The sequence below is a fragment of the Bradyrhizobium icense genome (genome assembly GCF_001693385.1).
GTDB lineage: Bacteria > Pseudomonadota > Alphaproteobacteria > Rhizobiales > Xanthobacteraceae > Bradyrhizobium > Bradyrhizobium icense.
Map to the genome: position 1 here is coordinate 5,402,839 of NZ_CP016428.1, position 22,479 is coordinate 5,425,317.

General features: G+C 60.5%; 15 protein-coding genes and 4 pseudogenes. 1 reads left to right on the forward strand and 18 read right to left on the reverse strand.

Translation table 11 applies throughout. From position 1 onward, the window contains the following. Positions 1–101 precede the first annotated feature (101 nt). From LMTR13_RS43410 to LMTR13_RS25460, 9 genes and pseudogenes are all read right to left on the reverse strand, one after another. On the reverse strand, positions 102–206 hold the full coding sequence (locus tag LMTR13_RS43410) for a recombinase zinc beta ribbon domain-containing protein (protein ID WP_335622101.1): 105 nt from the start codon (positions 204–206) through the stop codon (positions 102–104). Next, positions 191–667: a recombinase family protein gene (locus tag LMTR13_RS42805; RefSeq protein WP_236843112.1), complete on the reverse strand. Its 477-nt coding sequence runs from the start codon at positions 665–667 to the stop codon at positions 191–193. The genes LMTR13_RS43410 and LMTR13_RS42805 overlap by 16 nt, the downstream gene beginning before the upstream one ends. A 490-nt stretch (positions 668–1,157) precedes the next feature. Next, entirely contained in the window at positions 1,158–1,367 is a 210-nt protein-coding gene (locus LMTR13_RS41880) for a hypothetical protein (protein WP_065732972.1), read from the reverse strand. Between the two features lie 280 nt (positions 1,368–1,647). After that, the gene (gene istB / locus LMTR13_RS25435) at positions 1,648–2,391 is read right to left on the reverse strand and encodes an IS21-like element helper ATPase IstB (RefSeq protein ID WP_065727367.1); all 744 of its coding nucleotides are present in this window, start codon (positions 2,389–2,391) and stop codon (positions 1,648–1,650) included. A gap of 11 nt (positions 2,392–2,402) precedes the next feature. Further along, a complete protein-coding gene (istA, locus tag LMTR13_RS25440; RefSeq protein WP_083219417.1) occupies positions 2,403–3,941 on the reverse strand; it encodes an IS21 family transposase in 1,539 nt (512 codons plus the stop codon). A gap of 1,480 nt (positions 3,942–5,421) precedes the next feature. Continuing rightward, complete coding sequence (locus LMTR13_RS25445; RefSeq protein WP_065730193.1) at positions 5,422–7,875, reverse strand: CaiB/BaiF CoA transferase family protein; 2,454 nt, start codon at positions 7,873–7,875, stop codon at positions 5,422–5,424. Positions 7,876–8,430: 555 nt separating this feature from the next. Further along, positions 8,431–9,399: pseudogene (locus LMTR13_RS42810) on the reverse strand (IS91 family transposase); the annotation flags it as partial. A gap of 10 nt (positions 9,400–9,409) precedes the next feature. Next, a complete protein-coding gene (locus LMTR13_RS25455; protein WP_197520909.1) occupies positions 9,410–9,943 on the reverse strand; it encodes a tyrosine-type recombinase/integrase in 534 nt (177 codons plus the stop codon). Between the two features lie 590 nt (positions 9,944–10,533). Then, positions 10,534–11,304, reverse strand: coding sequence for a CmcI family methyltransferase (locus LMTR13_RS25460; protein WP_065730194.1), 771 nt, complete (start codon positions 11,302–11,304; stop codon positions 10,534–10,536). Between the two features lie 1,946 nt (positions 11,305–13,250). On the opposite strand from LMTR13_RS25460, the gene LMTR13_RS41160 reads away from it, so the two are divergent. Beyond that, on the forward strand, positions 13,251–13,478 hold the full coding sequence (locus LMTR13_RS41160) for a hypothetical protein (protein WP_156795784.1): 228 nt from the start codon (positions 13,251–13,253) through the stop codon (positions 13,476–13,478). A gap of 218 nt (positions 13,479–13,696) precedes the next feature. Here the strand turns inward: LMTR13_RS41160 and LMTR13_RS42820 are convergent. The 9 genes and pseudogenes from LMTR13_RS42820 to LMTR13_RS25500 form a co-directional block, all read right to left on the reverse strand. Next, a pseudogene (locus LMTR13_RS42820) lies at positions 13,697–14,094 on the reverse strand (thiolase C-terminal domain-containing protein); the annotation flags it as partial. 424 nt (positions 14,095–14,518) lie between these two features. Continuing rightward, positions 14,519–15,071: pseudogene (locus tag LMTR13_RS39755) on the reverse strand (acyl-CoA thioesterase); the annotation flags it as partial. A gap of 343 nt (positions 15,072–15,414) precedes the next feature. After that, positions 15,415–16,127 (reverse strand): annotated as a pseudogene (locus LMTR13_RS39760) (acyl-CoA dehydrogenase family protein); the annotation flags it as partial. 46 nt (positions 16,128–16,173) lie between these two features. Beyond that, a complete protein-coding gene (locus LMTR13_RS42825) occupies positions 16,174–16,509 on the reverse strand; it encodes a hypothetical protein (protein WP_065730198.1) in 336 nt (111 codons plus the stop codon). Positions 16,510–16,581: 72 nt separating this feature from the next. Then, positions 16,582–17,025, reverse strand: a complete 444-nt coding sequence (locus LMTR13_RS43415; RefSeq protein WP_335622041.1) for an extracellular solute-binding protein — start codon at positions 17,023–17,025, stop codon at positions 16,582–16,584. Further along, a complete protein-coding gene (locus tag LMTR13_RS43420) occupies positions 17,022–17,693 on the reverse strand; it encodes an extracellular solute-binding protein (protein WP_335622042.1) in 672 nt (223 codons plus the stop codon). Before LMTR13_RS43420 ends, LMTR13_RS43415 begins: the two co-directional genes overlap by 4 nt. Positions 17,694–18,689: 996 nt before the next feature. Further along, positions 18,690–19,877, reverse strand: a complete 1,188-nt coding sequence (locus tag LMTR13_RS25490; protein WP_065730199.1) for an acetyl-CoA C-acyltransferase — start codon at positions 19,875–19,877, stop codon at positions 18,690–18,692. Between the two features lie 237 nt (positions 19,878–20,114). Continuing rightward, positions 20,115–21,317: a CaiB/BaiF CoA transferase family protein gene (locus tag LMTR13_RS25495; RefSeq protein WP_065730200.1), complete on the reverse strand. Its 1,203-nt coding sequence runs from the start codon at positions 21,315–21,317 to the stop codon at positions 20,115–20,117. A 17-nt stretch (positions 21,318–21,334) separates the two neighbouring features. Further along, on the reverse strand, positions 21,335–22,114 hold the full coding sequence (locus LMTR13_RS25500; protein WP_065730201.1) for an enoyl-CoA hydratase-related protein: 780 nt from the start codon (positions 22,112–22,114) through the stop codon (positions 21,335–21,337). Between the last annotated feature and the right edge of the window lie 365 nt (positions 22,115–22,479).

The following is a 22,479-nucleotide window of genomic DNA, read 5'->3' on the forward strand; positions in this document are numbered from 1 at the left end:
GCTATAGCCCCGGGACCGATGACGCCAAGCAGTGCATCCTCGATCGCATCATTGACGCGCAATCCGCCGAAGGCGATGCAGTGAGGGCCGCCATTATCCATTCAGGCGCGGCTGCAGCTGTAGCGCGGGATATGGTGCTTCATGCCGGAGTACCGGAGTGTGAGCTTACGGCCGCAGCCGTTGCACCGGATCAGACCGGCCAGCAGCGCGTCACCATGCTTGGGCGCGCCGTGATGCCGACTGGTGGGAACGTTGCTACCATTGTGCGAATCGCCTCGAACCTCTCCCAGCTTACATACCCTTCGTGGGTGTTGGGCTTCAGCGTCAGCAATTCGTTCCGCGCCTTGCGGCGGATCTTGACGCTCACGCCCGCGGTGCTGTATCCCGCCGCCACAGCCGTCTTACCATAGGCATAGGCGCCGCCGTAGACCGGGTTCTCAATGATCCGGTGGATGGCAGAGTAGCTCGGTCGCCGCCAGGCTGTGACGCCGTTGGTCTGCTTCACCGGTAGATCTAGATAGTACTCGTGGAGCCAGCAGAGCGCCTGTCGCGCGCTGCCCAGTTCCTCGACCTTGTCGAACACCAGCTTGATCGCTTCCTGGACACGCCGATCCGGATCCTTCTCGTAACGGTCGCCAGCCTTCACGAAGCCGACGGGCGCGGTCACAACCAACTCGCCCCGGCGCGCCTTCTCGTAGCGGGCCGAGAGCGAGCGCTGGCGCAACAGATCCAGCTCGTACTCGTTGAGGCTGCCCTTGAGCGCCCGAGCAGCAGGCGGTCGTTGCCGTGCCTCGGCGCATAAATGGTCTCCTGATCGACCAGAACGGTATCAACCACGCGGCACATCTCGATGAGTAGCTGCCAATCCCGGCTGTTGCGAGCGAAGCGCGAAACCTCGCGGGCGCAAACCGCACCAACCTTACCGAGGCAGACCTCCGCTACCGTCCGCTCGAAGCCGGCGGCCTTGCACCCCGCCGGCGGCTGAACGACCGAGATCATCATCGATCACTTCGATCTCGGACCATCCGAGCGCCGTCAGCCGGTCCCGCATGGCGTATTGCAACGCGCTGCTCTCGCGATCGTGCAACACCTGATGCGCTGAGGATTGACGCACGTAAAGAAGCGCTTTGCGCTCCAGATGATGAGGTCTGACCTTGTCAGAGATTATGATCGACCTCCTTCGCGGGCGATATCGCTGTCGTCGCAGCATGGTCGAGGATCAACTGCGTCATCAGGGTCGTGAGGGCCGCCCGCGCTTCCGCCGGCAGCTCCGGCCATGCGGGCGCGTCGATGGCGCCGTTCGAAAGGCCGCCCTCAAACCGATCCATCTGCTGCGGCCGCGCTTGTCGGTATCCGTTCCCGGGCATTGCCGTCTCGCGTGACATGAGTCTCTGCGGATTCCGATGATCTCGCCCGGGTGTACCGATTTGATCTCGCCCGGGATTCCGAGATGATCTCGCCCACCATTCCGATTTGATGTCGCCCGGGGCGCGAGGCGTTCTGGCTGTCAGTTTTCTGGCATCGGGCAAGCCGCGGGGTCAACCTTGAATCGCGGCTTGAGGGTCTTCTTCGTCTGCTGTTCTGTGGGCATGTGGGCAACGCGCTTGCGTTGTCCAAGCGCAGCGGCATGTCCACAGCGCCACTTGCTCAGGCCTTTCGGCTGGGTTTGCGGGTTCGCCGCATGCTCTCGCCGTTCAGATCGATCCGGTGGGCGTTATGGACCAGGCGATCGAGGACGGCGTCGGCGTAGGTGGGGTCGCCGATCAGCGCGTGCCATTGGTCGACGGGGAGCTGGCTGGTGACGATGGTGGAGCGGCGGCCGTAGCGATCCTCAAGGATCTCCAGGAGGTCGTGGCGGGCTGCTGCGTCGAGCGGCTCGAGGCCCCAGTCGTCGAGGATGAGGAGATCGACACGGCCCAGCGCACGCAGCAGACGGGGATGGCGGCCGTCGCCGCGCGCCAAAGCGAGATCGCTGAACAGCCGCGGGACGCGCTGATAAAGCACGGAGCGATTGTCGCGGCAGGCCTTGTTGCCGAGCGCCGAGGCGATCCAGCTCTTGCCAACACCGGAGGGCCCGCAGATCAGCAGGTTGGCGTGGTCATCGATCCATTGGCCTTCGACCAGCATCGTCAGGAGGCTGCGGTCGAGGCCGCGCGGGGTGCGGTAGTCGATGTCCTCGACGCAGGCCTGCTGGCGCAGCTTGGCATATTGCAGCCGCTTCGACAGCCGCTTGTCGCGTCGCAGTGACGCTTCGCGTTCGAGCAGGAGCGCGAGCCATTCGGCGTGGCCGAGGCTCGTGGCGTCGCCGCCGGCTTCGATGTCGGCGAAGGCCTTGGCCATGCCGTGAAGGCCGAGTGCGTGGAGCTGATCGAGGGTCGGATGGGTGAGCAAGATGGGATCTCCTAATTGTAGTAGCGCGGCCCGCGGATGTTGGAATGCAGGATCGGCGCGTCATCCGCGGAGCGCCTGGGGGAAGGACGCCGATCGAGATTGTTGGCGAGGATCGACTTGACCGAGCCGTAGGTGCGCGCGCCGATCTCGATCGCCCGCATGGCGGCGGCATCGAGCCGCTCTTGCCCGTAGGATCGAGCGAGCCGGATGATGCCGAGACAGGCGCGGAAGCCCTGTTCCGGATGCGCGCGCTCGTCGAGGATCAGATCGCACAGCGCCGCGGTGGCCGGCCCGATCGCGGCGGCCTCCTTGCGGATGCGCTCGATGGTCCAGCCGGCATGGCGCCGATGACTGGATGCCATATGCTCCGGCACGGTCGTGTGCTTGTGGTTGCCGCTCATGCGCTGATGCGCGGCGATCCGCTCGCCCTTGTGGAAAATCTCGACGGTGCGGGCGGTGAAGCGCACCTCGACCTCGGCGCGGACGAAGCGATGCGGGACGCTGTAGTAATGCGCCTCGACCTCGACGTGATAGTCGATGCTGACCCGGCAGATCCGCCACTCGGCGAACACATAAGGGCTCTCCGGCAAGGCCTGGAGTGCCGGCCGGTCGATCTCCTCCAATAGCTTGCGACGGGTCACGCCGAGCCGCCGGATCGGCCGCTCCTCGTTGAGCCGGGTCAGCAACTCGGCGATCGCCGCGTTGACCTCGGCGAGGCTGTAGAACGTGCGGTGGCGCAGCCGCCCGAGCAGCCAGCGCTCGACCATGAGGACCGCCTGTTCGACCTTCGCCTTGTCCCGTGGCCGTCGCGGCCTCGCCGGCAGGATGGCGGTGCCGTAATGCGCCGCCATGTCGGCGTAGCTGCGGTTGATCCGCGGATCGTAGAGGCAGGCCTTGATCACCGCCACTTTGGTGTTGTCCGGCACCAGCAGCGCCGGCACGCCGCCGATCGCCTCGAAGGCGCCGACGTGGCCGCTGATCCAGTCGGCGAGCCCCTGCGTCCAAGTCGCCTGTGCATAGGTGAAGCTCGACGCGCCGAGCACCGCGACGAAGATCTGCGCGGTGCGCCGCTCGCCGGTGAGCCGGTCGATCACCACCGGCACGCCGTCGCCCGCATAGTCGACGAACAGCTTGTCGCCGGCTGCATGCGACTGGCGCATCGTCACCGACAACCGGCCTTCCCAGGCGCGGTAAAGCTCGCAGAACCGCGAATAGCGATACCCGCCGGGCTCGCTTGCGATGTACTCCTCCCACAGGATCGACAGCGTCACGTGCTTGCGCTTGAGCTCGCGATGCACCGACGCCCAGTCCGGCTCGGCGAGACGTCGCTGGCCGCGCCGGGTGCCAGGACCGGCTCCCGCTGCCGCGAACAGCCGCGCTTCCAGCACCGTGTCGGTGACGTCATCGGGCAACGGCCAGGTCAGCCCCGATGCCTCGAACCGCCGGATCGTCAGCCGCACCGTCGAGGGCGCCGCCCCGACCCGCCGCGCGATCTCGCGGGTCGGCATCCCGGCCGACTTCAATCTGATCACATCGCGCACATGGCGCATCGCAAGCCTCTCCGTCGGCATCCTGGTCCCCCCTTGCAAAGCCGAAAGGCGGGACCGTAGCGGAGCCAGAAGAGGCCTCGTCACCCCGGGCGACATCATCCCGGAATGGTGGGCGAGATCATCTCGGAATGGCGGGCGACGTCAAATCGGAACGGTGGGCGAGATCATTCCGGAATCGTGGGCGACATCGAGCGGAATCAGCATGAGTCTCTCCCCGATTCTGGTCGTGAGAGGCTCTGGATGCGCCAGAAAGCAGGGCTGCTGATGGCGTTCGATCCTCCAAAGCCAGATCGAGAAGCGCAGAGAGCGCCGCAAGTGCGTCGATGCTGACAAATGGCTGAACTGTCAAAAGCTGGACGTCAGGACATGCCGTCCGGTCGAACATCCACGCCGGAACTTCCAGCCAGCGATCCGCTTGCGATCCACCCAGTGTGCAGCGAAAGACGACATCATCAGCTTTGTCGACGGCTCCATGAACGCAAACTCGGCGACCAAACCAGGGATGATGCCGATAAAGAACCTCGCGAAGGACGGTCCTGTGGGCGTTCTCAAACATCGTTCTACAATCGAACCCGGCTCCATTCCGCCATCCGATATATCGCCCCGATCGAGATGGAGCTAAAAGTAGCCTAAACCCGTCCACTTTTTCGAGGGAAGATCAGTCGTCTTCCGAGCTGACTGCTTCTGGAACCGCCGGGTTTGTGCGCCTTGGCAGTAGAACTCCTTGCGATTGGATCTTGCGATTCCGGTGGTCGGCGAAGTATGATTTGTTGTTCGCATTCGGGGGCACGATGTGACCGAAGTGGCGGACGACAGGTGAAAGGCGATCTGCTCTGGGCGCGGCTCGATCAGATCATCAATCGGAGCATGAGCTGCTACGGTCTGTCCGAAGAGGAGGGCGCGAGCGCCATGTTTCCAGTACTTCACCAGCACGGAGTTTTTCCAGAATCGCTTCTCACATGAGCGAAGCTACCTGAGCCACTGACGCAAGCGGCTCGACGACAAGCTGGAGCTGCTACTAGCCGAGAGCCAGCGGATGGAGCGTTGCGCGGCAAGGACCTTGCCCCCGACACATCCAAAAGGTTATATTCCTAACCGCGCCGCGATCCGCGCTGGCGCAAGAGGAACAGCCCTACTCTTGCCAAAGTTGTGTACCTTGGACGCCGCCTCGAGATCGGCGCCATCCCGCGCGGTCTCGATGTCCATCTCGTCATGGAAAACTCCGCGGCCCACAGAGCCCCGCTGATCCGCAACTGGCCCGCCAAACGGCCGCGGTGGCACGCGACAGTCGTCCTGGCTCAATCAGGTCGAGCGCTTCTTTGCGTTCGTCGCCGACAAAAAGATCCGGCGCGGCATCGATGGCAGCGTCCAGGCTTTGCGCGCAGCACTTCGTCAGTCATCACAATGCCAATCCCAAGCCATTCAAATGGACCAAGTCCGCCCTCGAACGCTTCGGTAATCCGGGCCAAACCGTTATCGGTCACGCTGAGGACACCTTCTTTGTTTTTGCGAGCTCTCCTTCGGAGAGCATCGCCGTACCGATGATACCCTCCTTGATCAATTCTGCGCTCTCGGCGTCAGAGAGGCCGAGAAGCCCTGATAGGATCTCCCCATTATGCTGTCCGAGCGTCGGCGCAGCCGTGCGGATCGCATAGGCATAGGAGCTCGCACCTTCGCGAATAGGCATCGAGGGCTGCGGATGCAGGCCGATGAAAGGGCGTTCGATTTGCTGCAGGAACGCGCGAGACCCGAGATGCCGATCTTTGAGCAAGTCAATTGGCTGGCGGGCCACGCCTGCCGCAATCTGCGCGGCTTGCAACTCCGACATGGCCTCGTCTGCCTCGCGCTTAAGCGTCCAGGCCGCGATGGCTGCCTCGATGACGTCCTGAAGGCCTCGACGAGCTTCGGCACACTTCAGCGATGTGTCTGCCGCCCAGTCTGGCCGACCAATAAGAATAGCAAGCCTCTGCCACATACCTGTATCGATCGCCGTCACCACGATCCAGTTATCCTCGCCAGCACAGCGGAAGCAGCCGTGCGGGACGAACTGAGGATGTCGATTCCCGTATCTTGTAGGCGGCAAACCGCTGATCGAGTGGACGATGCTCCATGGCGCAGCAAACGGCATCATGCATTCGACCTGCGCAAGATCGATGAACTGCCCCTGCCCGGTAATGCGGGCGTGAAGCAGGGCGACCAGAACGGCAGCGGAGCCATTCAACCCTCCGACGGCATCTCCAAAGGCGATGTGGCTCATGGTGGGCGGCCCGTCGGGATTTCCGATCACGCTCGGCAACCCAGAGCCATGCTCGAGGGTCGAGCCATAGGCCCGGCAATCGCGATAAGCGCTGTCGCCCCCAAAGGCTGACATGGACATCATGACAAGCCGTGAGTTGAGCGTTCTGAGAACGTCGTAACCGAGCCCGAGCTTCGGCAGCACATCAACGGAATAATTGTCAACCACCACATCAGCATCCGCCACAAGCCGCTTGGCGAGAGCGAGGCCTTGCGGCCGCGTTAGGTCGAGTGTGATGCCGCGCTTGTTACGATTCATGACGCAGAAGCGCATTGTCTTCTCATACATCTGGCCGTCGACGTAAGCGGCACGCCGATCAACGCCGCGCCACCAATCAGGATATTGGATGGCCTCGACCTTGATGACGTCCGCACCGAGATCAGCCAGTATGCGGGTACACAATGGGCCTGCCCAGCCCATCGTGAAGTCGATGACGCGAATCCCATGCAGCGGCTGCAGGTCGGCATCTACGCGGCCCAACGACGCCAACGCAGTACAGGTCAGATGTGTTCGGGTATTTCCGAAACGCTGCTGCTCGCCGAGACCTGGAACCTTTCCGCCACGGAGGGGCGGCGTCAATGTCAGCCGCTGGGCCGAACCAACGGTCAAGCCCGGTTCTTCCTCAAGCAACACAGGCACTATAGCGCCGCGCTCGCTTTTCTCAGTATCGAGGAGCAGATCGGATATTTCGGGCACGGGGATAATCGGGATCTTCCGTTTCAGCCCCTCTGCCAACCATTCCTGCGCGGTGCGTGCCTTTAGCCTGGGCACAAACTGTCGTTCGATCTGTTCCATGTATGGCATGCGATCTTCGAAAAGGGCCAGAGCCGGATTATCACGCAATTCGAAGAGGCCGAGCATATCGCAGAATGCGCGCCATTGCGTTGGGCCGCCCACTGTAACGCCGAGCCAACCCTTTTTGGTTTCGTAAATGCCGGCAGGACCACCCGGCCAGAACCGGTTAATGCCAATCCGGCGCATCACGTTGCCACACGCAAACGCCTCGAACATGTGATACTCACTGAGAGTGAGCATCGATTCGAAAATATTGAGTGACCACGACCGCCCTGCCCCACCCTGCACTTGTGCAAGCGCTGAAGAAGCCGCGGCGATGAAGCCCCACAGCCCCGCGATGATCCCTGTCTGGAAATCCGGCGCGTGCAACGGCGGTCCCTCGACCGGTCCAACCAGCTTGATGAGGCCGGCGAGCGCACGGACGGTCGAGTCGGTTGCGGCGAATCTTGCATAGGGGCCTTCGCAGCCGAACCAGCTCGCTTCGAGGTAAATCAAATTGGGGCGCCGCTTGCGGATAGCGGCGACATCAATTGGTGGGCAATCCGCAGAATCGACATCGCGTCCATCGACCAGAATGTCGCAACCTTCAATCAGTGTCGCCAGCCGTACGATTGCGTTAGGATCGTTGAAATCGATGATGATGCTGGATTTGTTAAAGTTCAAGAATGCGAAATACGCGCTCTGGCCACTAGGCGTAAGTGGTGCGGTTCGTCGAAGTGGATCTCCTGCTGGCGGCTCGACCTTCTGAACATCAGCTCCGAAATCTGCAAACAACCGCGCGCAGTAGCTAGTTGCGGCCGAGCTACCGATCTCGACGATCCGCAGATGCGATAACACTCCCATCGGGGTCTCCATTTTTCCCACTAGCTGGCAACTCCGAGCATCCAAGGCCACACGCAACATGCGCGGGCGATCGCCTGGAGCGCAGGGCGACAAGCGTCGATCATGGCCATTGGCGAGAATACATTGTGCTGATGCTGCATCCCGAACACCTGCAGGTGATTGTTTGACTAGCCTGATGCTCACCAGCCGATCGGTGACATGCTTCTGTAATCTATTCAATGACTAACCTTGGTAGTTGACCGGAGCGCGAATGGTAAGCCCTGTTCGCCGGTTCTCACGCGTGGCGGTCGGATTTTGGCGACCATCACCACACTGCAGGTTGGTCGAGTAGCTCCCATTTGGCTTTGCCCTCACAGATCCGGGCGGGCAGCTTTCCCGCACCTGGCTCTTCTCGAGAGTAACCCGCGTCATGTCCGCGCCTGCGCCCATGTCCGAGTGATGCGTGGAGTTGGCAGGCGGAAGCGTGCCGTCAAGGACCCGAACTCCGGCCAGCCCATGCGCCGCCTTTTCTGGCTGCGCCGTCTCAGACAACGTCTGACGTACTTCGCGGTAGAAGGCGTGGAATCCGTAGTAGCGGATGCGGTGGAAGCCATCCGGCAGGGCATGCAGGAGGAAACGGCGGATGAACTCGTGGCATCGAGAGTCATCAACTTGGTCTTGTCGTCCTGGCAATAGTCCAGGTGAAGCGGACCTTGCCGTCAGTGAGCGAGATCAGGCGGCTGTTGGGCGATGGCGACGCGATGGGCGTAGCGGCCGAGATAGACCATCACCTGTGCGGCCCCACCGAACGGCGGCTTGGCGCAGACGACCCATTCTATGCGTCTGAGTTGGTCGAGCCCGGCGGCGAAGGCCGTGGGCTCGACAAAACCAGCGAGGTTGCCGAAGAAGCGCAGCTTTCCGGCCTCGAATGTATCCTGCAGGTTTTGCAAGAACCGGCGACGAAACAGGCGCGAGAGCACGCGCACCGGCAGGAAGAAACCGGGGCGGCAAGCGATCCAGCGCGTGCCGTCGAGCGAGGGGCCGCCGCCTGGCACCACGCAATGAATGTGCGGATGGTGCTGCAGCGTCTGCCCCCAGGTATGGAGCACCGTGGTGACGCCGATTTGCGCACCCAGATGCTTGGGATCGGCGGCGATGGTGGTGAGCGTCTCAACGCCGATGCGGAACAGGATGGCATAGATAGTGGCCTTGTTGTGGAAGGCGATCTCGCCCGCCAGCATCAGCAGCGGGAAGACGACGTGGAAGTACGGCACCGGCAACAGTTCGGCCTGTCGATGTGCGAGCCATTCGGCGCGCGCCAGCCCCTGGCACTTGGGACAATGGCGGTTGCGGCAGGAGTTGTAGGCGATGCGTGTGCTGCTGCAATCATCGCACTGCTCGACGCGACGCCGAGCGCCGCCGTCCGCACGCTGTGATGGCGCCCATGATGCGCCGCTTGACGCGGCCGAGATGCCCGGTGCGGGCCTGCCGAAACGCTTCGCCGTGGCGGCGGAAGATGTCCGCCACCTCCAGAACCGCAGTCATGGTGCCCCTCTCAGCCGGGCGGCACGACCTCCAGACGAAGCCGGTCAAGCGGACTTGGCGTGTTACTGATGGCCTTGGTGGTGTAGCGCGCCGTGCTGGCCAGGCTGGCATGGCCGAGCAGCAGTTGGATGATGCGCAGGTCGGCCCCGTTCTCCAGCAGATGCGTCGCGAAGCTGTGTCGCAGCGAGTGGACCGTCACCTTTTTGCAGGCCCGCCGCCAAGTGGGCCGAAGGGCAGGCGGTGTGCAATACTGTGGGATCGAGCGGCCGGTCCACGTCACGGCCGAGGAACATCCAGCGCTGTGGCCGAGCCAACCGCCAATAGCTGGGGCGCAATAACTGTGGGGAGAGCATGAAACGGTCCTTGCCGCCCTTGCCTTGCTCGCTCGGATCACCATCCGCTGGCTCTCGATGTCGGCAATCTTCAACAGAACCACTTCCGACAGGCGCAGTACGGCGGCATAGACGGTAGTCAGCGCGGTGCGGCTCTTGAGGGTTGGAATTGCCTCCAGGAAGCGCACGACCTCGTCGGCGCTCAGTACCACCGGCAGCTAGCTCGGCTGGCGCGCATAGCTGATCCGCTCCGGAATGGCGTCACCGCCGAGCGTCACACCATAGAAAAGCCGCAGCGCACACACGATCTGATTGAGCGCCGGCCAGGATATTCCGATCGCCACCATTGGACCTAGAAGGCGCGGATATCCTCCAGCTCAAGACAATCGGAGGACCGAAATACCGGCTCAACTTCGATACCGCGGGGGCGCCGGCGACGGATTGCAGACCATCATATCCTCAATCATGCGGCGGCGAAGAGGGCTGATCTCAGTCATTGGAAAACTCCTGTCTGAAGGGTTGGGCTTCGAAAACCCGCAATCCTCTCAGACAGGAGCCTGCTTGTGCGATCTCTCCTCAATTGCCGCGTCAGCGGCTTCGTTCAATCTTCGAAATGAAATTGCAAGCTTGCGAGCCTTCCGCCCCCGAAAAGCTTGCAATCTTAAAAACGCCTTCAGCAGAAGGATCGAATCCTCTCAGCGACGTACAGTTTCTTCATGAGCGACTACCTAACCCACCTAATGCCACACTGCATCGCGCAACTATGAGGCTGTTCCAGGTCCGGCAATCTATCGGCGCAGGCTTACGACTTTCGAAGCCATGCATTTGGAGCACAAGTAACATTAATGCCAAACGCGTCGGTGTAATAAGTATCGATTAAGAATCCTGATTGCTCGATCAGCTGGAAACCATCGATAATCTCTCTATTCGCGAACACAGGATTATCTTCGATTACATAGTAATCTCCTGACACTAGAAAGTTGCTCAGGTAAGAAAACATCGAAAATATTTGCACGTGCGCGTCGTCGATCACAAGCCAAGGATGAGGTAGCCTCATCAGCAAATTTTCATCCAAGTTGGAAGCGTCAGAAAGGTCAACTTGATGAAAGGTAAGCAGCGGATGCTTCGTTGCATTCTCATGGACACATTTGGTGTACAAATCAAAGGAGTGAACTTCACCGGAATTCTCGCAAAGCACCGACATATTATCAGCAAGCCAGAGTCCGCTACCACCCTGATATGAACCGAGCTCTAGAATTGTCCTCGGCTGAAGCTCCCAAATGAGTCTTGGATACAGAGCCAGATCAAAAGGAGTCTTGAGAAGTATCAACCCCCTATAAGTCTTCGCCAAGGCACCAACTTTTGTGGAGCGTTTGTCAGCACTCCATGGGTAGATAGATGACATCCATGCTCGATCGGATGGCTTTGCAAAGCGGTCAGAATGATCAGCATTCAGGACGTTGTTTATTCCGTCAAACATCGCCTGGTCAAGAAGTCCGCCGGGTCTCATTTGATCGGGGTAGTTCTTTTGGGCGGCATCCCAAAAGTCCTTGTATCCGGAAGCGAGTTTCATAGGTCGATCTCCGTACTGCGTCTACCTGCTTATCCAAGCAACTGGCGTGCCACTCGCGGATGAGGTGCGCTCGCTTGTAAAAAGCGCAAGCTGCCAGCTGCATGCTGGAATGGGTGGCGCGCTTTGTCGGGTTCGAAACATCGGGGTCATTAATCAGACATGGATGTTACAATAGGATTGGCAGCTTAAGACGATGCCGGTCACCTCTCATGCTGGTCTCGAACGCGAATGATGTGCTCTACGGCGATGTCACCATCGACACGCTCGGCATTTGCCTAATCAGACTTTATAGAACTTGGCGCGCGCCGATTCCGTCGTGCTGGTGTTTGTCTACAAAAGGAGCGACGCAATCGTCGCCTCAAGCTCGGCCTTCTTAAACAGACTTCGAGTCCGCACGGCGGGAACACGACCAGAGCCGGTCCTAGCAGACCAGCGATTTCGGTCTAAGGACCAATAGGTAAAATTGTCCCAAGCAAGATTAATATCTAGCACGGTGCGCTCAAAACGTGGCAGCCATACCGCGCTTTCAGCGCAGCAAGTCGAGTCCGCAGGAGGATGCCGAGTATTTTGGATCGGAGGCTGCCAACGCGTCGTTCGCCAAACGCCGGCTGGTCATGAGCGAAAACGTCAGCGCGACCCAAGTGCATACAAAGATGGCGACTTCCGCCCGTACGGACTCTGGCGATGCCTTCACGGAGGGGTGCCGGGATGCTCGCGCAGATCATCCAGATCACGATTCACGATAAAGACCACAGGGACAGGCATTGGATGCCGTGCGACTATCTGGGGATGTTGGACGAATGAGAGGTCAGTTTCGCGTATTCAGTGATTACGGACTTGATGGTCGCGGCCAGAAAAGTATATCTACGGGACACGATCAGAATGCCCATCTTCAACCGAAAACCGAACTGACGACATTTCTTGCTTAGCATTAGCTAGACAGCTTCCCTCGATTCCGCGCCCAAACTGGCCGCGATAACTGGGAAGTAAGTCACGCTGCCCCCAGAATTGCAGGCAGCCCGCTCCCTGCTGAAGACGCTGAGCCCCCAAGGCAGTCGTCTGGCTATCGGCACTCATCTCGGCAAGGCAGCCGAGCGGCGGCGCCGCATTGGCATAAACTTCACGACTTCGAAGCCATCGCGCAGCTCGAAAAGCTGCTCTATGCAACCCATATGGGGCACCAGAAACGGGTGTTTGACAACCCAACGGTCTACTGAAAAACTCTCTTTGCTATGGCATTGTAATTCCAAGAATTTGCCGCGAATCTTGGCGGATCGCATACGGGGCAAGTTCATATTTGGCCCGAGGCGCCGGTGCCGAAGGACCACCGCCTCGCGACGTGCGGGAACCGGTGCGTGACGTTCTTCGAGAGCTGAACCGCACACTTCGCCGGCTTTGGACGTCAGTTGATCCCTCTGAACAGTTGCTGAGTGCGCTGCTGCCGCAAGTCTTCTACGCGATTCGTTCGGAACGGCAGTTGATGGGAGCAGTTGGACTATAATCTGCAGTACTTGTGGGCTTGCACCTGACGATCCTGTCTGGGCCCCGACGACGGAAGAACCGCGCCAGGCTGGAGAAAGGCAAGGTGTTCGCCAAGTTCATGGCGAAGCTTCTGACCATCCCGAGGTGAAGCTGCTGCTGTCGGATGAGCATTTTCCGGTGGACGAAACGCTGATCAAGGCTAGGGACTTCGCACAAGAGCTTCCGGCCGAAGGATGGATCGGGTGACGGGGACGATGGCGCGAATTTCCGAGGATAACAGCGCAAGAACGAGCCTCATGCCAGCGTGACCGATCCCGACAGCCGGCATATCGAAAGTCCGCCGGACGGGAGGCGAAGCTCTGCTACATGAGACACGCCACGTTGGAGAACCAGAATGGTCGGGCGGTGGAGGATGGACGGATCACGCATGCCACGGAACGGCGGAGCAGCGCGCGCCGGAAGACATGCTCAAGGCCGAGGGGAAAAGCGGGCGCCGCATTACGGCTGGCGAAGACAAGCCCTATTGCCGCCAAGCTGCGCGCGCTGAACGTCGCACCCCACGTGACCCACCAACGGCGGGCTTGAACACCATCTTGATTTTCGTGCCGATCGACGGCGTGGCCGGATCGGTATCTGTCGCGTTACTCAGCATGAACGGCTCGTCGTTGAGCACTGCACATGCGAGCACGTAGGACTCCTTCCCCCATCTGGTTCACAGAAAACGAGTAAATCTCGCCCTCGCTGGGAGACTCCTGATATTGAGAGCCGTCGAGAATGCTGGCAGATACCCCGGATACATGTATTCTATGACACTGCCGGCATTGAGGCAGCACGAAGCGGCCGGCAGCAGCTGCCTCCCAAAATAGCTTGGTCTCTGGACTGTGCGCGATAAAATCAATGCCAATCGTCATTACTCCCGTTCTAGTACGAGGGTGGCGCTGCTGTGGCGAGTATCCATCAACCATGCAGTCCCGTGGGCGATCGGCAGCGCCCAATCCTTTGAACGGCTGGATGGGCCTCGCCTCGCAGCTGGCGGACGGCCTCGATCACCTTAGCGCTTCCATCCCGCAGCGCCGGATGGTTGCTGCGCAGGCCGCCGATCGGGATTGAAGTGCAAGGGGCCGACGCTGGAGATCACGTTACCATCTGCAACAAGACGCCCGCCTGCCCCTTTTCGCAGAACCCAAGATCCTCCAACGCAATGAGGACGGTTATCGTGAAGCTGTTGTAAATAGGGGCGCAGCAAATATCGTATCGGTTGACACCAGCTTCGGCGAAAGCGGTGGTGGCCGACTGCCTGGCCGCCGAAGAAGCGCGCGAAGGCGCTGTTCAGCGCCAAATTAGCCGTCGACGTCGTTTCAGTCAGTCCTGCGCGGGCGAGTGCGCCGGCGGCGCTTTCCGCGGGCCGTTTGCTAGGGGAACCTGAGTTCGCACATTGGCCATCACCTAGGCCGGAAGCGGGCGGCGACGTAAAAGGGTTTATCCAAGCTAGGCCCTTCCTGTCCAGTATCAGACCGCTCTGGGCAGAATCGTTGCTGTTCGCGGTGGCACAGCACGTGAGGACGCTACCACGATCTTGATCCACACCAGCCGAACTTGCAAAGTTGCGTCCTGTCTCTGGCGTATTTGCGGCCCCGTCTCAAATCCTTCGGGTCTATTTTAGATTGAGACGTCGCCGACGTACTCACCGCAGTATACGTGAAGATCAGCGTCCCTCGCGGATCGAGCCTGCTTAGGCAACAGACGCCAACAGTGTGACATCGCGCTTGAAAATCAGAGCGCGCGTGAGGCCGCGTCCGCCTTGCGCACTCGGCGAGTCTTTGGTGTAAAGCAGCCAGTCGTCGGCCCGGAACGGACGGTGAAACCACATGGCGTGGTCGAGGCGTGCCGCAGCATTCGCCTGTCGAACAGCGTTCGGCCATAGCGCGCCATTACCGCGTCGAACAGCGATAGGCGAGCGCGCACAGATGCAGCGCCGGATCGTTGTGGAGCTTCGCCGCGGGCTTCATCTAGGGATGAATGCGAGCGTCATCCACCGGGTGCAATTCGACCGCACGATCGTTTAATTCAATCGGACAATCGGGTTCATACCAGCGGCGAAAGCGTTCCGCATGCTGGCAACATCGGCGATTGGGTAACTCGCCGGCGGTCAGCTTTTCCGGCGGCGGCACCTTGGGCATCCTTTCCTGGTGGACGAACGCGCCCTGCTCGTAGGCGTGAAATGACGCCAGCATGGAGAAGATCGCGTTGCCATGCTGAATCGCGGTGACGCGCCGGGTCAAATAGCCTGCCGTCGCGCAGGCTTCAACCTTACACATGAGCTCGTGATCCCTGCAGGGCTTCTTGAGCACGCCAGCGTCTGGGTTGCGGCCTGGCCATGTTGCTGAAGCTCAGCCTGCGTTGGTCCGGATAGCGGCAGTGCTCCGGTGAGCACTGCCGCTATGACGATGGCGCGCACGTATTCCTCCTGAAGTCTCCCGAGCCTGGCGAGCGTGCTGGTTTGCGGGGCTGGCTTGCGGCGATCGTCACGTGTCGGCGAGTTCGCGCTCAGCGCAGCCGAATCCTTGCCAGCGCGCTCCGGACGGGGCAGCTCCGCGTGCAATCGCGCCAGCTCCAGCAGGCGCTCAAGTTGGCCTTGGTGCGCAGCCAGGCGCGCGGCCGCGCGCCGCCCCTAGAGCGCTCGCTCTCCCATTCCAGCGCTTCGATACCGCCGGCGGACATCAGGATTTCGTAACGCGCTTGCTGAGTTCGGTGCCGTAATATTTCATCGCTGATGAAGGACGGGTGTTCCTGGCCGGCCTTGGCGAGATCGTCCATCCGCTCAGCCGCCGCCGCCAGCGCGGCCTCGTCGATCTCGAACGACGCGATCTATCCACGCAGAATTGCATCGTCCAGCCTCCCCTGATCGTCGGTGCCAAGCGAGTCGGCAGCGACCTTGCCGAGTGGGCGACTGATACCTCTCTCACCGACAGCTGAATTCATCGCGCGCTCATGCTGCAACACATATTTCGCGATATCCCAGCCGCGGTTGATTTGGCCTACCAGATGCGATTTCGACACGCGGACATTGTCGAAGAACGTCTCGCAGAAAGGGGATTCACCGGAGATCAGCAGGATCGGCCTGGTCGACACGCCCTCCGATACCATGTCGAACAGGATGAAGCTGATGCCCTCATGCGCATGCGCTCGAACCAGACGCGCTGCGCCTCCGAGGAGAATTTTTTGTTGCGCCCGCCCCAGAACATGTCCTCTTCCGAGGTCACGGGCATGCACATTTCCGGCGGACAATTGGCCTCCAGCCAAGCCCGGATGTCTTTGCGAAATTTTTCGAGATCCGCCATCGGCGTTTCCAGTGTCAACATTGTTGCAGTGGCAGGACTATCTAGCTCAGGTCTTGGGGACAACCCGCTCCAGGTCCGCCGGAAAGAAGACCGAAGCCGCTTGCGCTGCCACGTCTTGCGCCGTGTAAATCCCTTTGGGACGGAAGCCCTCGGTCATCAGCATCTTGAACTCTGCGATCTCTTGCCCCGATATGGCGAGGACCTTGCCCGAATGGTCCGCGGTTAAGTCGGAAGCCATGAAGAGTACGCCAGCGTGCCCTCGGCGCGCGGACGCGAGTGGTGGGGAGGCGCGGGATGATTCGGAGCGGCCCTCCCAGCCCCCCAACGATGTGAAGCTGACCCCGTTCGGCAAGCCGGCGATTTGGAAGGCCATCATCGCCATGGATTACTCAGTTCGTCCATAGGAGGCGGCGAGGAGAACGGAAGCCTCCCCCGCCGTTTCTTTTCTTGGGTGTTACTTCGCGAGCCAGGCGGTAAAGCGCTGACGCAACTCATCACCCTTCTCAGCCCAAAAGGCTGGGTCGATCAGCAGAGCATTGCCCGTATGGTAGGGCGCAGTTGGAAGGTGAGGCAGGGCCACTGGATTGACGAATGCGATCGCGTCCTTGTTGACGGGCCCGTAGGGGATATAGCGACTCACGTCGGCCTGCGCCGCCGGCGAGGCGGCGAAGGCGATGAACTTGTAGGCATCGTCCCGCCGCGGACCGCCCTTGGGAACCGTCCAGAGACTCATGGTTAGCTCCGCGGCGTCCCACATGATCTCGAAATGCTTGCCGGCGTTCTTAATCGCGTCATAGATCCGGCCGTTCGGGGCCGCGGTCATGACGACCTGACCGTCGGCGAGAAGCTGCGGCGCGTGGGCGAGGGATTGAAGCCAGACGATGTCCTTCTTGATCATGTCGAGCTTCTTGAAGGCGCGATCGACTCCCGCGCGCGTGCCGAGAACCTTGTAGACGTCTTTGATGCCACGCCGTCCGCGATTAGCGCCCACTCGAGATTGCCCCAGGGGTCCTTATATAGTCCGCGCTTGCCGGGGAATTTCTGCATGTCGAACAGATCGACGATCGCCTTCGGGCCGTTCGGCAGCGTGCCCTTGTCATAGGCTATGATCATGGCGGAGATTTGATTCGGCACTCCGCAGTCATTTTTGTCGCCATCCATAAACTTGGCTCGGTCGAGCCCCAGCTTATTCCAGTCGATCGTCATGATCCCCTCGGCGCACATTTGCATGGCCGCCCCCGCGCCGGTGTCGACCACGTCCCAGCTCACCGTCTTGGATTGAACCATGGCGCGGATCTTCGCGACCTCGCTATTGTATTCGTCCTCGGTGATCTTGACGCCGGCCTGTTTGGCGTAAGGCTCGAAATAGGCCTCGCGCAGGGCCGCCTGGTACGCCCGCCAAAGGAGGTGATCGTGAGCTGATCGCCCGCGAACGCAGGCTTTAAAGTCATTGACGCGCTCACGGCTAGACCTGTTATGACCAGGGTGCCGGCCATTGCAAACAATATCCTCGTCATCTTCCTCCTCTTTGGTCGACCGACAGACAAGTTTCTTTTTTACGAACAATGCCTATCAGGCTCATAGAGCCGATTTTCACTAATGTGGTCACTCGAATAGCTGAAATTCTGCGATCGATCGGGCAAATCCGGAGCTTTAGGAGGCCCGCGTTGTCAAGAGAAGCTTGCGGCTTCGGCGGCGATCGTCGCACGGATGGCACTGGTTTCGTAACGAGGTTAGCGACGAGGCGCTCGAAGCGGCCAGCGGCCGGCCGCCGTCCGGCATGGTCATGTGGTTAATGTTGCCGGCCGACAGCATGATCAGGCGCGGCCGCCCCCGGGCGTCTGTTGGGCCGTGGAGCTTGCTATAGTCCGTCCGCCGCACGATGTGCCGATGGCTAGCGCGAAAGCTCTTCGTTTTAGCCAGCCGCCGAGCGGTGCGCCTTGATGTGGGCGTCGACGACGGCCGTTCCTACACTGCGCTGTCCCCGCAAAGGCCGCGAAGATGCATAGCGAGATGCCGTGCCGGCTCCGGCGATCGAAGCGGTTTTAGATCGCGTGTACGGAGCGTACTCGGGTGGGCAGTTACCCCGGCGAGCACCGCTCCTGAGCATATGCACGATACCTAAGTTCGCGCGCTGGTCAGCGCCCCCGATGAGCGCTTCGCGACCGCGCGGTGGCAAGGATTCGATCTAGGCCCAGCCGCATTAAGCGCTGCTTCATCTAAAGCCTACGTCTCCAACGAAAACTTGGATCAGCAATTCAGCACAATGCCTATCCTATGGATCACTCAGAAAAACGAACCCGACAGCATGTAGACTGACGGATATAAGGGCTTGGAGCTGTAGATGACGAAGCTAACGTCGAACCGACTTCATGGCCCGCACACTCTGTCCTTAGTGGCGTACTCGTATCGGCCACAAGCTAGGCTTCTACGAGGAGCCGCTCAATTAGTGCCTCAAAAGCATTTTCGGAAGGACGTTCGACCACGGCACTTGCCACCGCTGAACGCCTGATTTTTTCCGTGAGCTGAGATCCATCGAAGCTTTCATTTGTCTCTGGCGACTTATTGCAGCACCTCGAACAGGCCAGCCGCGCCCATGCCGTGCCCAATGCACATGGTGACAACGGCGTATTTCGTCTTGCGGCGGCGGCCCTCAATCAGGGCGTGACCAGTCAGCCGCGCGCCCGACATGCCGTAGGGATGGCCGACCGCAATCGCGCCACCATTGACGTTGATTTTTTCAGGATCGATGCCGAGCTTATCGCGGCAATAGATCACCTGCACGGCGAAGGCTTCATTGAGCTCCCAGAGGTCGATGTCATCGACCTTCAGGCCATGACGCTTGAGAAGTCGCGGCACCGCAAAGACCGGGCCAATGCCCATCTCGTCCGGCTCGCAGCCATGTACCACGAAGCCACGAAAAATCCCGAGAGGATGGAGGCCACGCTTCGCCGCCTCCTTGTCGCTCATGATCACGGAAGCGGAAGCGCCGTCAGATAGTTGGCTCGCATTGCCGGCAGTAATCGTAAAACCTTCGCCCCGCACGGGCTTGAGACTAGCGAGGCCTTCGGCCGTCGTCTCGGGACGCGGCCCCTCGTCCTGGGACAGCGTCACTTCCTTTAAGGAGACTGCGCCGGTCGCCTTGTCGGTTACCGCCATCTTGGTGGTGATTGGCGCGAGTTCGTCCTTAAACTTGCCGCCCTGCTGCGCGGAGGCGACGCGGCGCTGGCTCTCGAGCGAATATTCGTCCTGACGCTCGCGCGAGATGCTGTAACGCTTTGCTACTACCTCAGCAGTGTCGATCATGGGCATGTAGACCTCGCCCTTCATCTCCACGAGCGCCGGATCCTGTGCGTGGAAGGTGTTCATCTTATCGTTCTGGACGAGGCTAATTGACTCGCCGCCGCCACCAACCGCGATCTGAACGCCGTCGAAAAGCACCGAGCGCGCCGCAAGCGCGATTGCTTGCAGGCCCGAGGCGCACTGCCGGTCAATGGTGGTCCCACCGACGGTCACAGGGAACCCCGCGCGGAGCAGCGCCTTGCGCGCAATATTGCCGCCTGTCGCGCCTTCTTGCATGGCCACGCCCATGACGATATCCTCAACCTCCTTAGGATCGACATTGGCTCGTTTTACCACCTCAGAGATGGCGTGGCCCAGCAGGGTGGCGCCCTCAGTGACGTTGAGCGCGCCGCGATAGGCCCTGCCGATCGGCGTGCGTGCGGTGGAAACGATGACGGCATCGTTCATAAGCGATCTCCAGTAGCGTTAGTTGGTGTAAGCTGCGTGCGCAATTCGCAGCGTGAGAGGAAAGTCCTTCTGCGACCCCTTCGCCGTGGCTACATCGTGGGGCTTGCCGAACATGAGCAGCGATCTTGCTCAACAACAGCGCCTGATCTCAGCCGCAGATCCGAATGTGGTTTGGCTCAGTCTCATTGACCAGATTGTTGTCAGATGTCAGTTTCGTACAAATTGTCGCAAGTTGGGCTAGATGGCCCCACTGCGCCTCAACTCGCCGATCTTCCGCTCGTCATACCCAAGTACTGATGACAAAACCTCCTGCGTGTGTTCCCCGAGCCGCGGTGGATAACGATACTCCTTCACCGGGGTGGCCGAGAATGTGAGCGGGTTGCGGATGAGCGTCAGCGAAGGATCGAGAGGATGAGGCACTTTCACCTGGATGCCGCGTGCACGCGCGTGCGGATCTGCAAATGCTTGCGCAAGATCGTTCACCGGCCCGCTAGGTACGCCGGCCGCGCCTAGCTCTGCAAGCCAGTGGGCCAACTTGTTCGTAGCGAAACGCGCCGCGAAAGCCGCCCTCACTGCCTCCGGGTCCGCCACCTCGTCGCCCGGATGTTCCAGGCTCATCACGGCGCAGGCACGCGCGAATTGCCCGTTGTTGCCCAGCACGAGCATCAGTTCGCCGTCCTCGCAGCGGAACACGCCGCTGGGCCAGTTACCCGACGAGCCGTTGCCGTACCGTGGAGGCTGCTCGCCACTTTCGAGATACTGCTGCCCCAAATGCGATAGCGAGGCCATCGCGGTGTCGAAAAGGCAGATGTCGATATGTTGGCCCTGCCGGCCGCTGGCCCTTTGGTGGTGCAGCGCTGCCAGGATTGCAATCGCCGCGTTCTGGCCTGTCACGTAGTCGATAAGGCCCAGCCCGATCCTCATCGGCCCGGCGCCGGGTTCGGCATCGGCGTGACCCGTGAGGCTCATGATACCAGTCCCGGCCTGAAAGACCGCATCGTAACCGGCGCGCGCGGCGTAAGGTCCGTTTTGGCCGTAGCCGGTGATCGAGCAATAGATGATGCCCGGATTGACCTTGCGGATCGATTCATAATCCAGACCGTAGCGCCTCAAGTCGCCGACCTTGTAATTTTCCATCATCACATCGCTCTCCTTTGCGAGCGCGCGAACGATCTCCTGGCCCTCGGGAGCAGCGAGGTTGACCGTAACCGACCGCTTGTTGCGGTTGGCGCACAGAAAGAAAGAAGTGTTGTCTGTCGGTTTCCCTTCGGTGTCCTCCAGTGTTGGCGGACCGTAACTGCGCGACTCGTCGCCTGTGACCGGACGCTCGATCTTGATCACGTCGGCGCCGAGATCACCGAGCATTTGTGCACACAATGGCCCCGCGAGCACTCGCGTTAGGTCCAGGACCTTGAAGCCGGAAAGCGGAAGTAACGACATGGTTCCACCTAACCCGATCATCGCCCCACCCACTTCGGCGCACGCCTTTCCGCGAAAGCCTTTGGTCCCTCGATATAGTCCTGCGATTCGCTAAGCGCCTTCACCGCCGGGTAATCGGGTTGTTCGGCGATCGCCTGCTCGATCGGCATACCGATGCCGCGTTGCAGCGCTTGCTTCGACGCGCGGATGGACATCGGCGAGTTGCGGCAAATCGCCTCCGCCAACCGCAAGGCGGCGGACAATGCCTGGCCCTGTGGGACTACTTCAATCACGAAACCCATTGCATGCCCTTCGCGCGCCGAAACGCGCCGACCCGTGAGGATCAGATCCATAGCCCGCTTTGTGCCGATCTCTCGCGCAAGAAGCAGCACGGCGCTCGGCAGAGCCGCAAGACCCACGCGCGGCTCAGGTAATGAGAAAACCGCATTCTCGGCTGCCACAATGAGGTCGCAAGCCAGCGCCATCTCGAAGCCGCCGCCCATGGCGTAGCCGTTGACGGCCGCGATGATCGGCTTGTCGCAGTCGAAGCGCGTGCTCAAGCCACCGAAGCCCGACCTGACCTTACCCCATTTGCCGCCGGCAGCCTGCCACTTCAAGTCGTTTCCGGCACAGAACGACCTCTCACCCGCACCCGTGACGATTGCAACCCATTGATCAGGATCGGCGGCGAACCAATCAAATAGCCTTTCCAGTTCGAGGCTGACCTCGTAGTGGACCGCGTTCAAGACCTCTGGCCGCGACACCGTAACGATGGTGATCGCGCCGCTTCGTTCGATTTTCGAAAACTTCAGATCCATTCCCGAGTCACTCGACATGCTTGCGAATAGCTTCGCCGGTTGATTTACACCAAGCCGCCGTCAATCGCCGCTCCGCGCACCGGTTGCAGTAAAGTCGCGCCAGCTGAGTGCTGACGCCGACCGCTCACCCGATGCCTCGGTCGCGCTATGCACCCGCTCAGAGCCGCGCGCTCCGGTAACAGGAGATCAATCATGCACGATTAGGAAGTGACCCGGCTCTAGCAGGTTGATGAGATTGTCTTCAAGTTACAGTAGGCATCAGCGCCGTTCGCAGCGAGCTGATATTTCGTTCTAACCAAAACTATAGCTGTCGCTCGCGCCTACCGACGGCAAAAAATAACCCTGCGTTGCAGGAATTATGCGAG

Coding starts and splice junctions, on each gene's coding strand:
- LMTR13_RS41880 (WP_065732972.1), bottom strand. CDS start 1,367: ATGCCCGGGAACGGATACCGACAAGCGCGGCCGCAGCAGATGGATCGG.
- istA (WP_083219417.1), bottom strand. CDS start 3,941: ATGCGCCATGTGCGCGATGTGATCAGATTGAAGTCGGCCGGGATGCCG.
- LMTR13_RS25445 (WP_065730193.1), bottom strand. CDS start 7,875: ATGGGAGTGTTATCGCATCTGCGGATCGTCGAGATCGGTAGCTCGGCC.
- LMTR13_RS25460 (WP_065730194.1), bottom strand. CDS start 11,304: ATGAAACTCGCTTCCGGATACAAGGACTTTTGGGATGCCGCCCAAAAG.
- LMTR13_RS41160 (WP_156795784.1), top strand. CDS start 13,251: ATGCTCAAGGCCGAGGGGAAAAGCGGGCGCCGCATTACGGCTGGCGAA.
- LMTR13_RS42825 (WP_065730198.1), bottom strand. CDS start 16,509: ATGGCGATGATGGCCTTCCAAATCGCCGGCTTGCCGAACGGGGTCAGC.
- LMTR13_RS43415 (WP_335622041.1), bottom strand. CDS start 17,025: ATGATCAAGAAGGACATCGTCTGGCTTCAATCCCTCGCCCACGCGCCG.
- LMTR13_RS25490 (WP_065730199.1), bottom strand. CDS start 19,877: ATGAACGATGCCGTCATCGTTTCCACCGCACGCACGCCGATCGGCAGG.
- LMTR13_RS25495 (WP_065730200.1), bottom strand. CDS start 21,317: ATGTCGTTACTTCCGCTTTCCGGCTTCAAGGTCCTGGACCTAACGCGA.
- LMTR13_RS25500 (WP_065730201.1), bottom strand. CDS start 22,114: ATGGATCTGAAGTTTTCGAAAATCGAACGAAGCGGCGCGATCACCATC.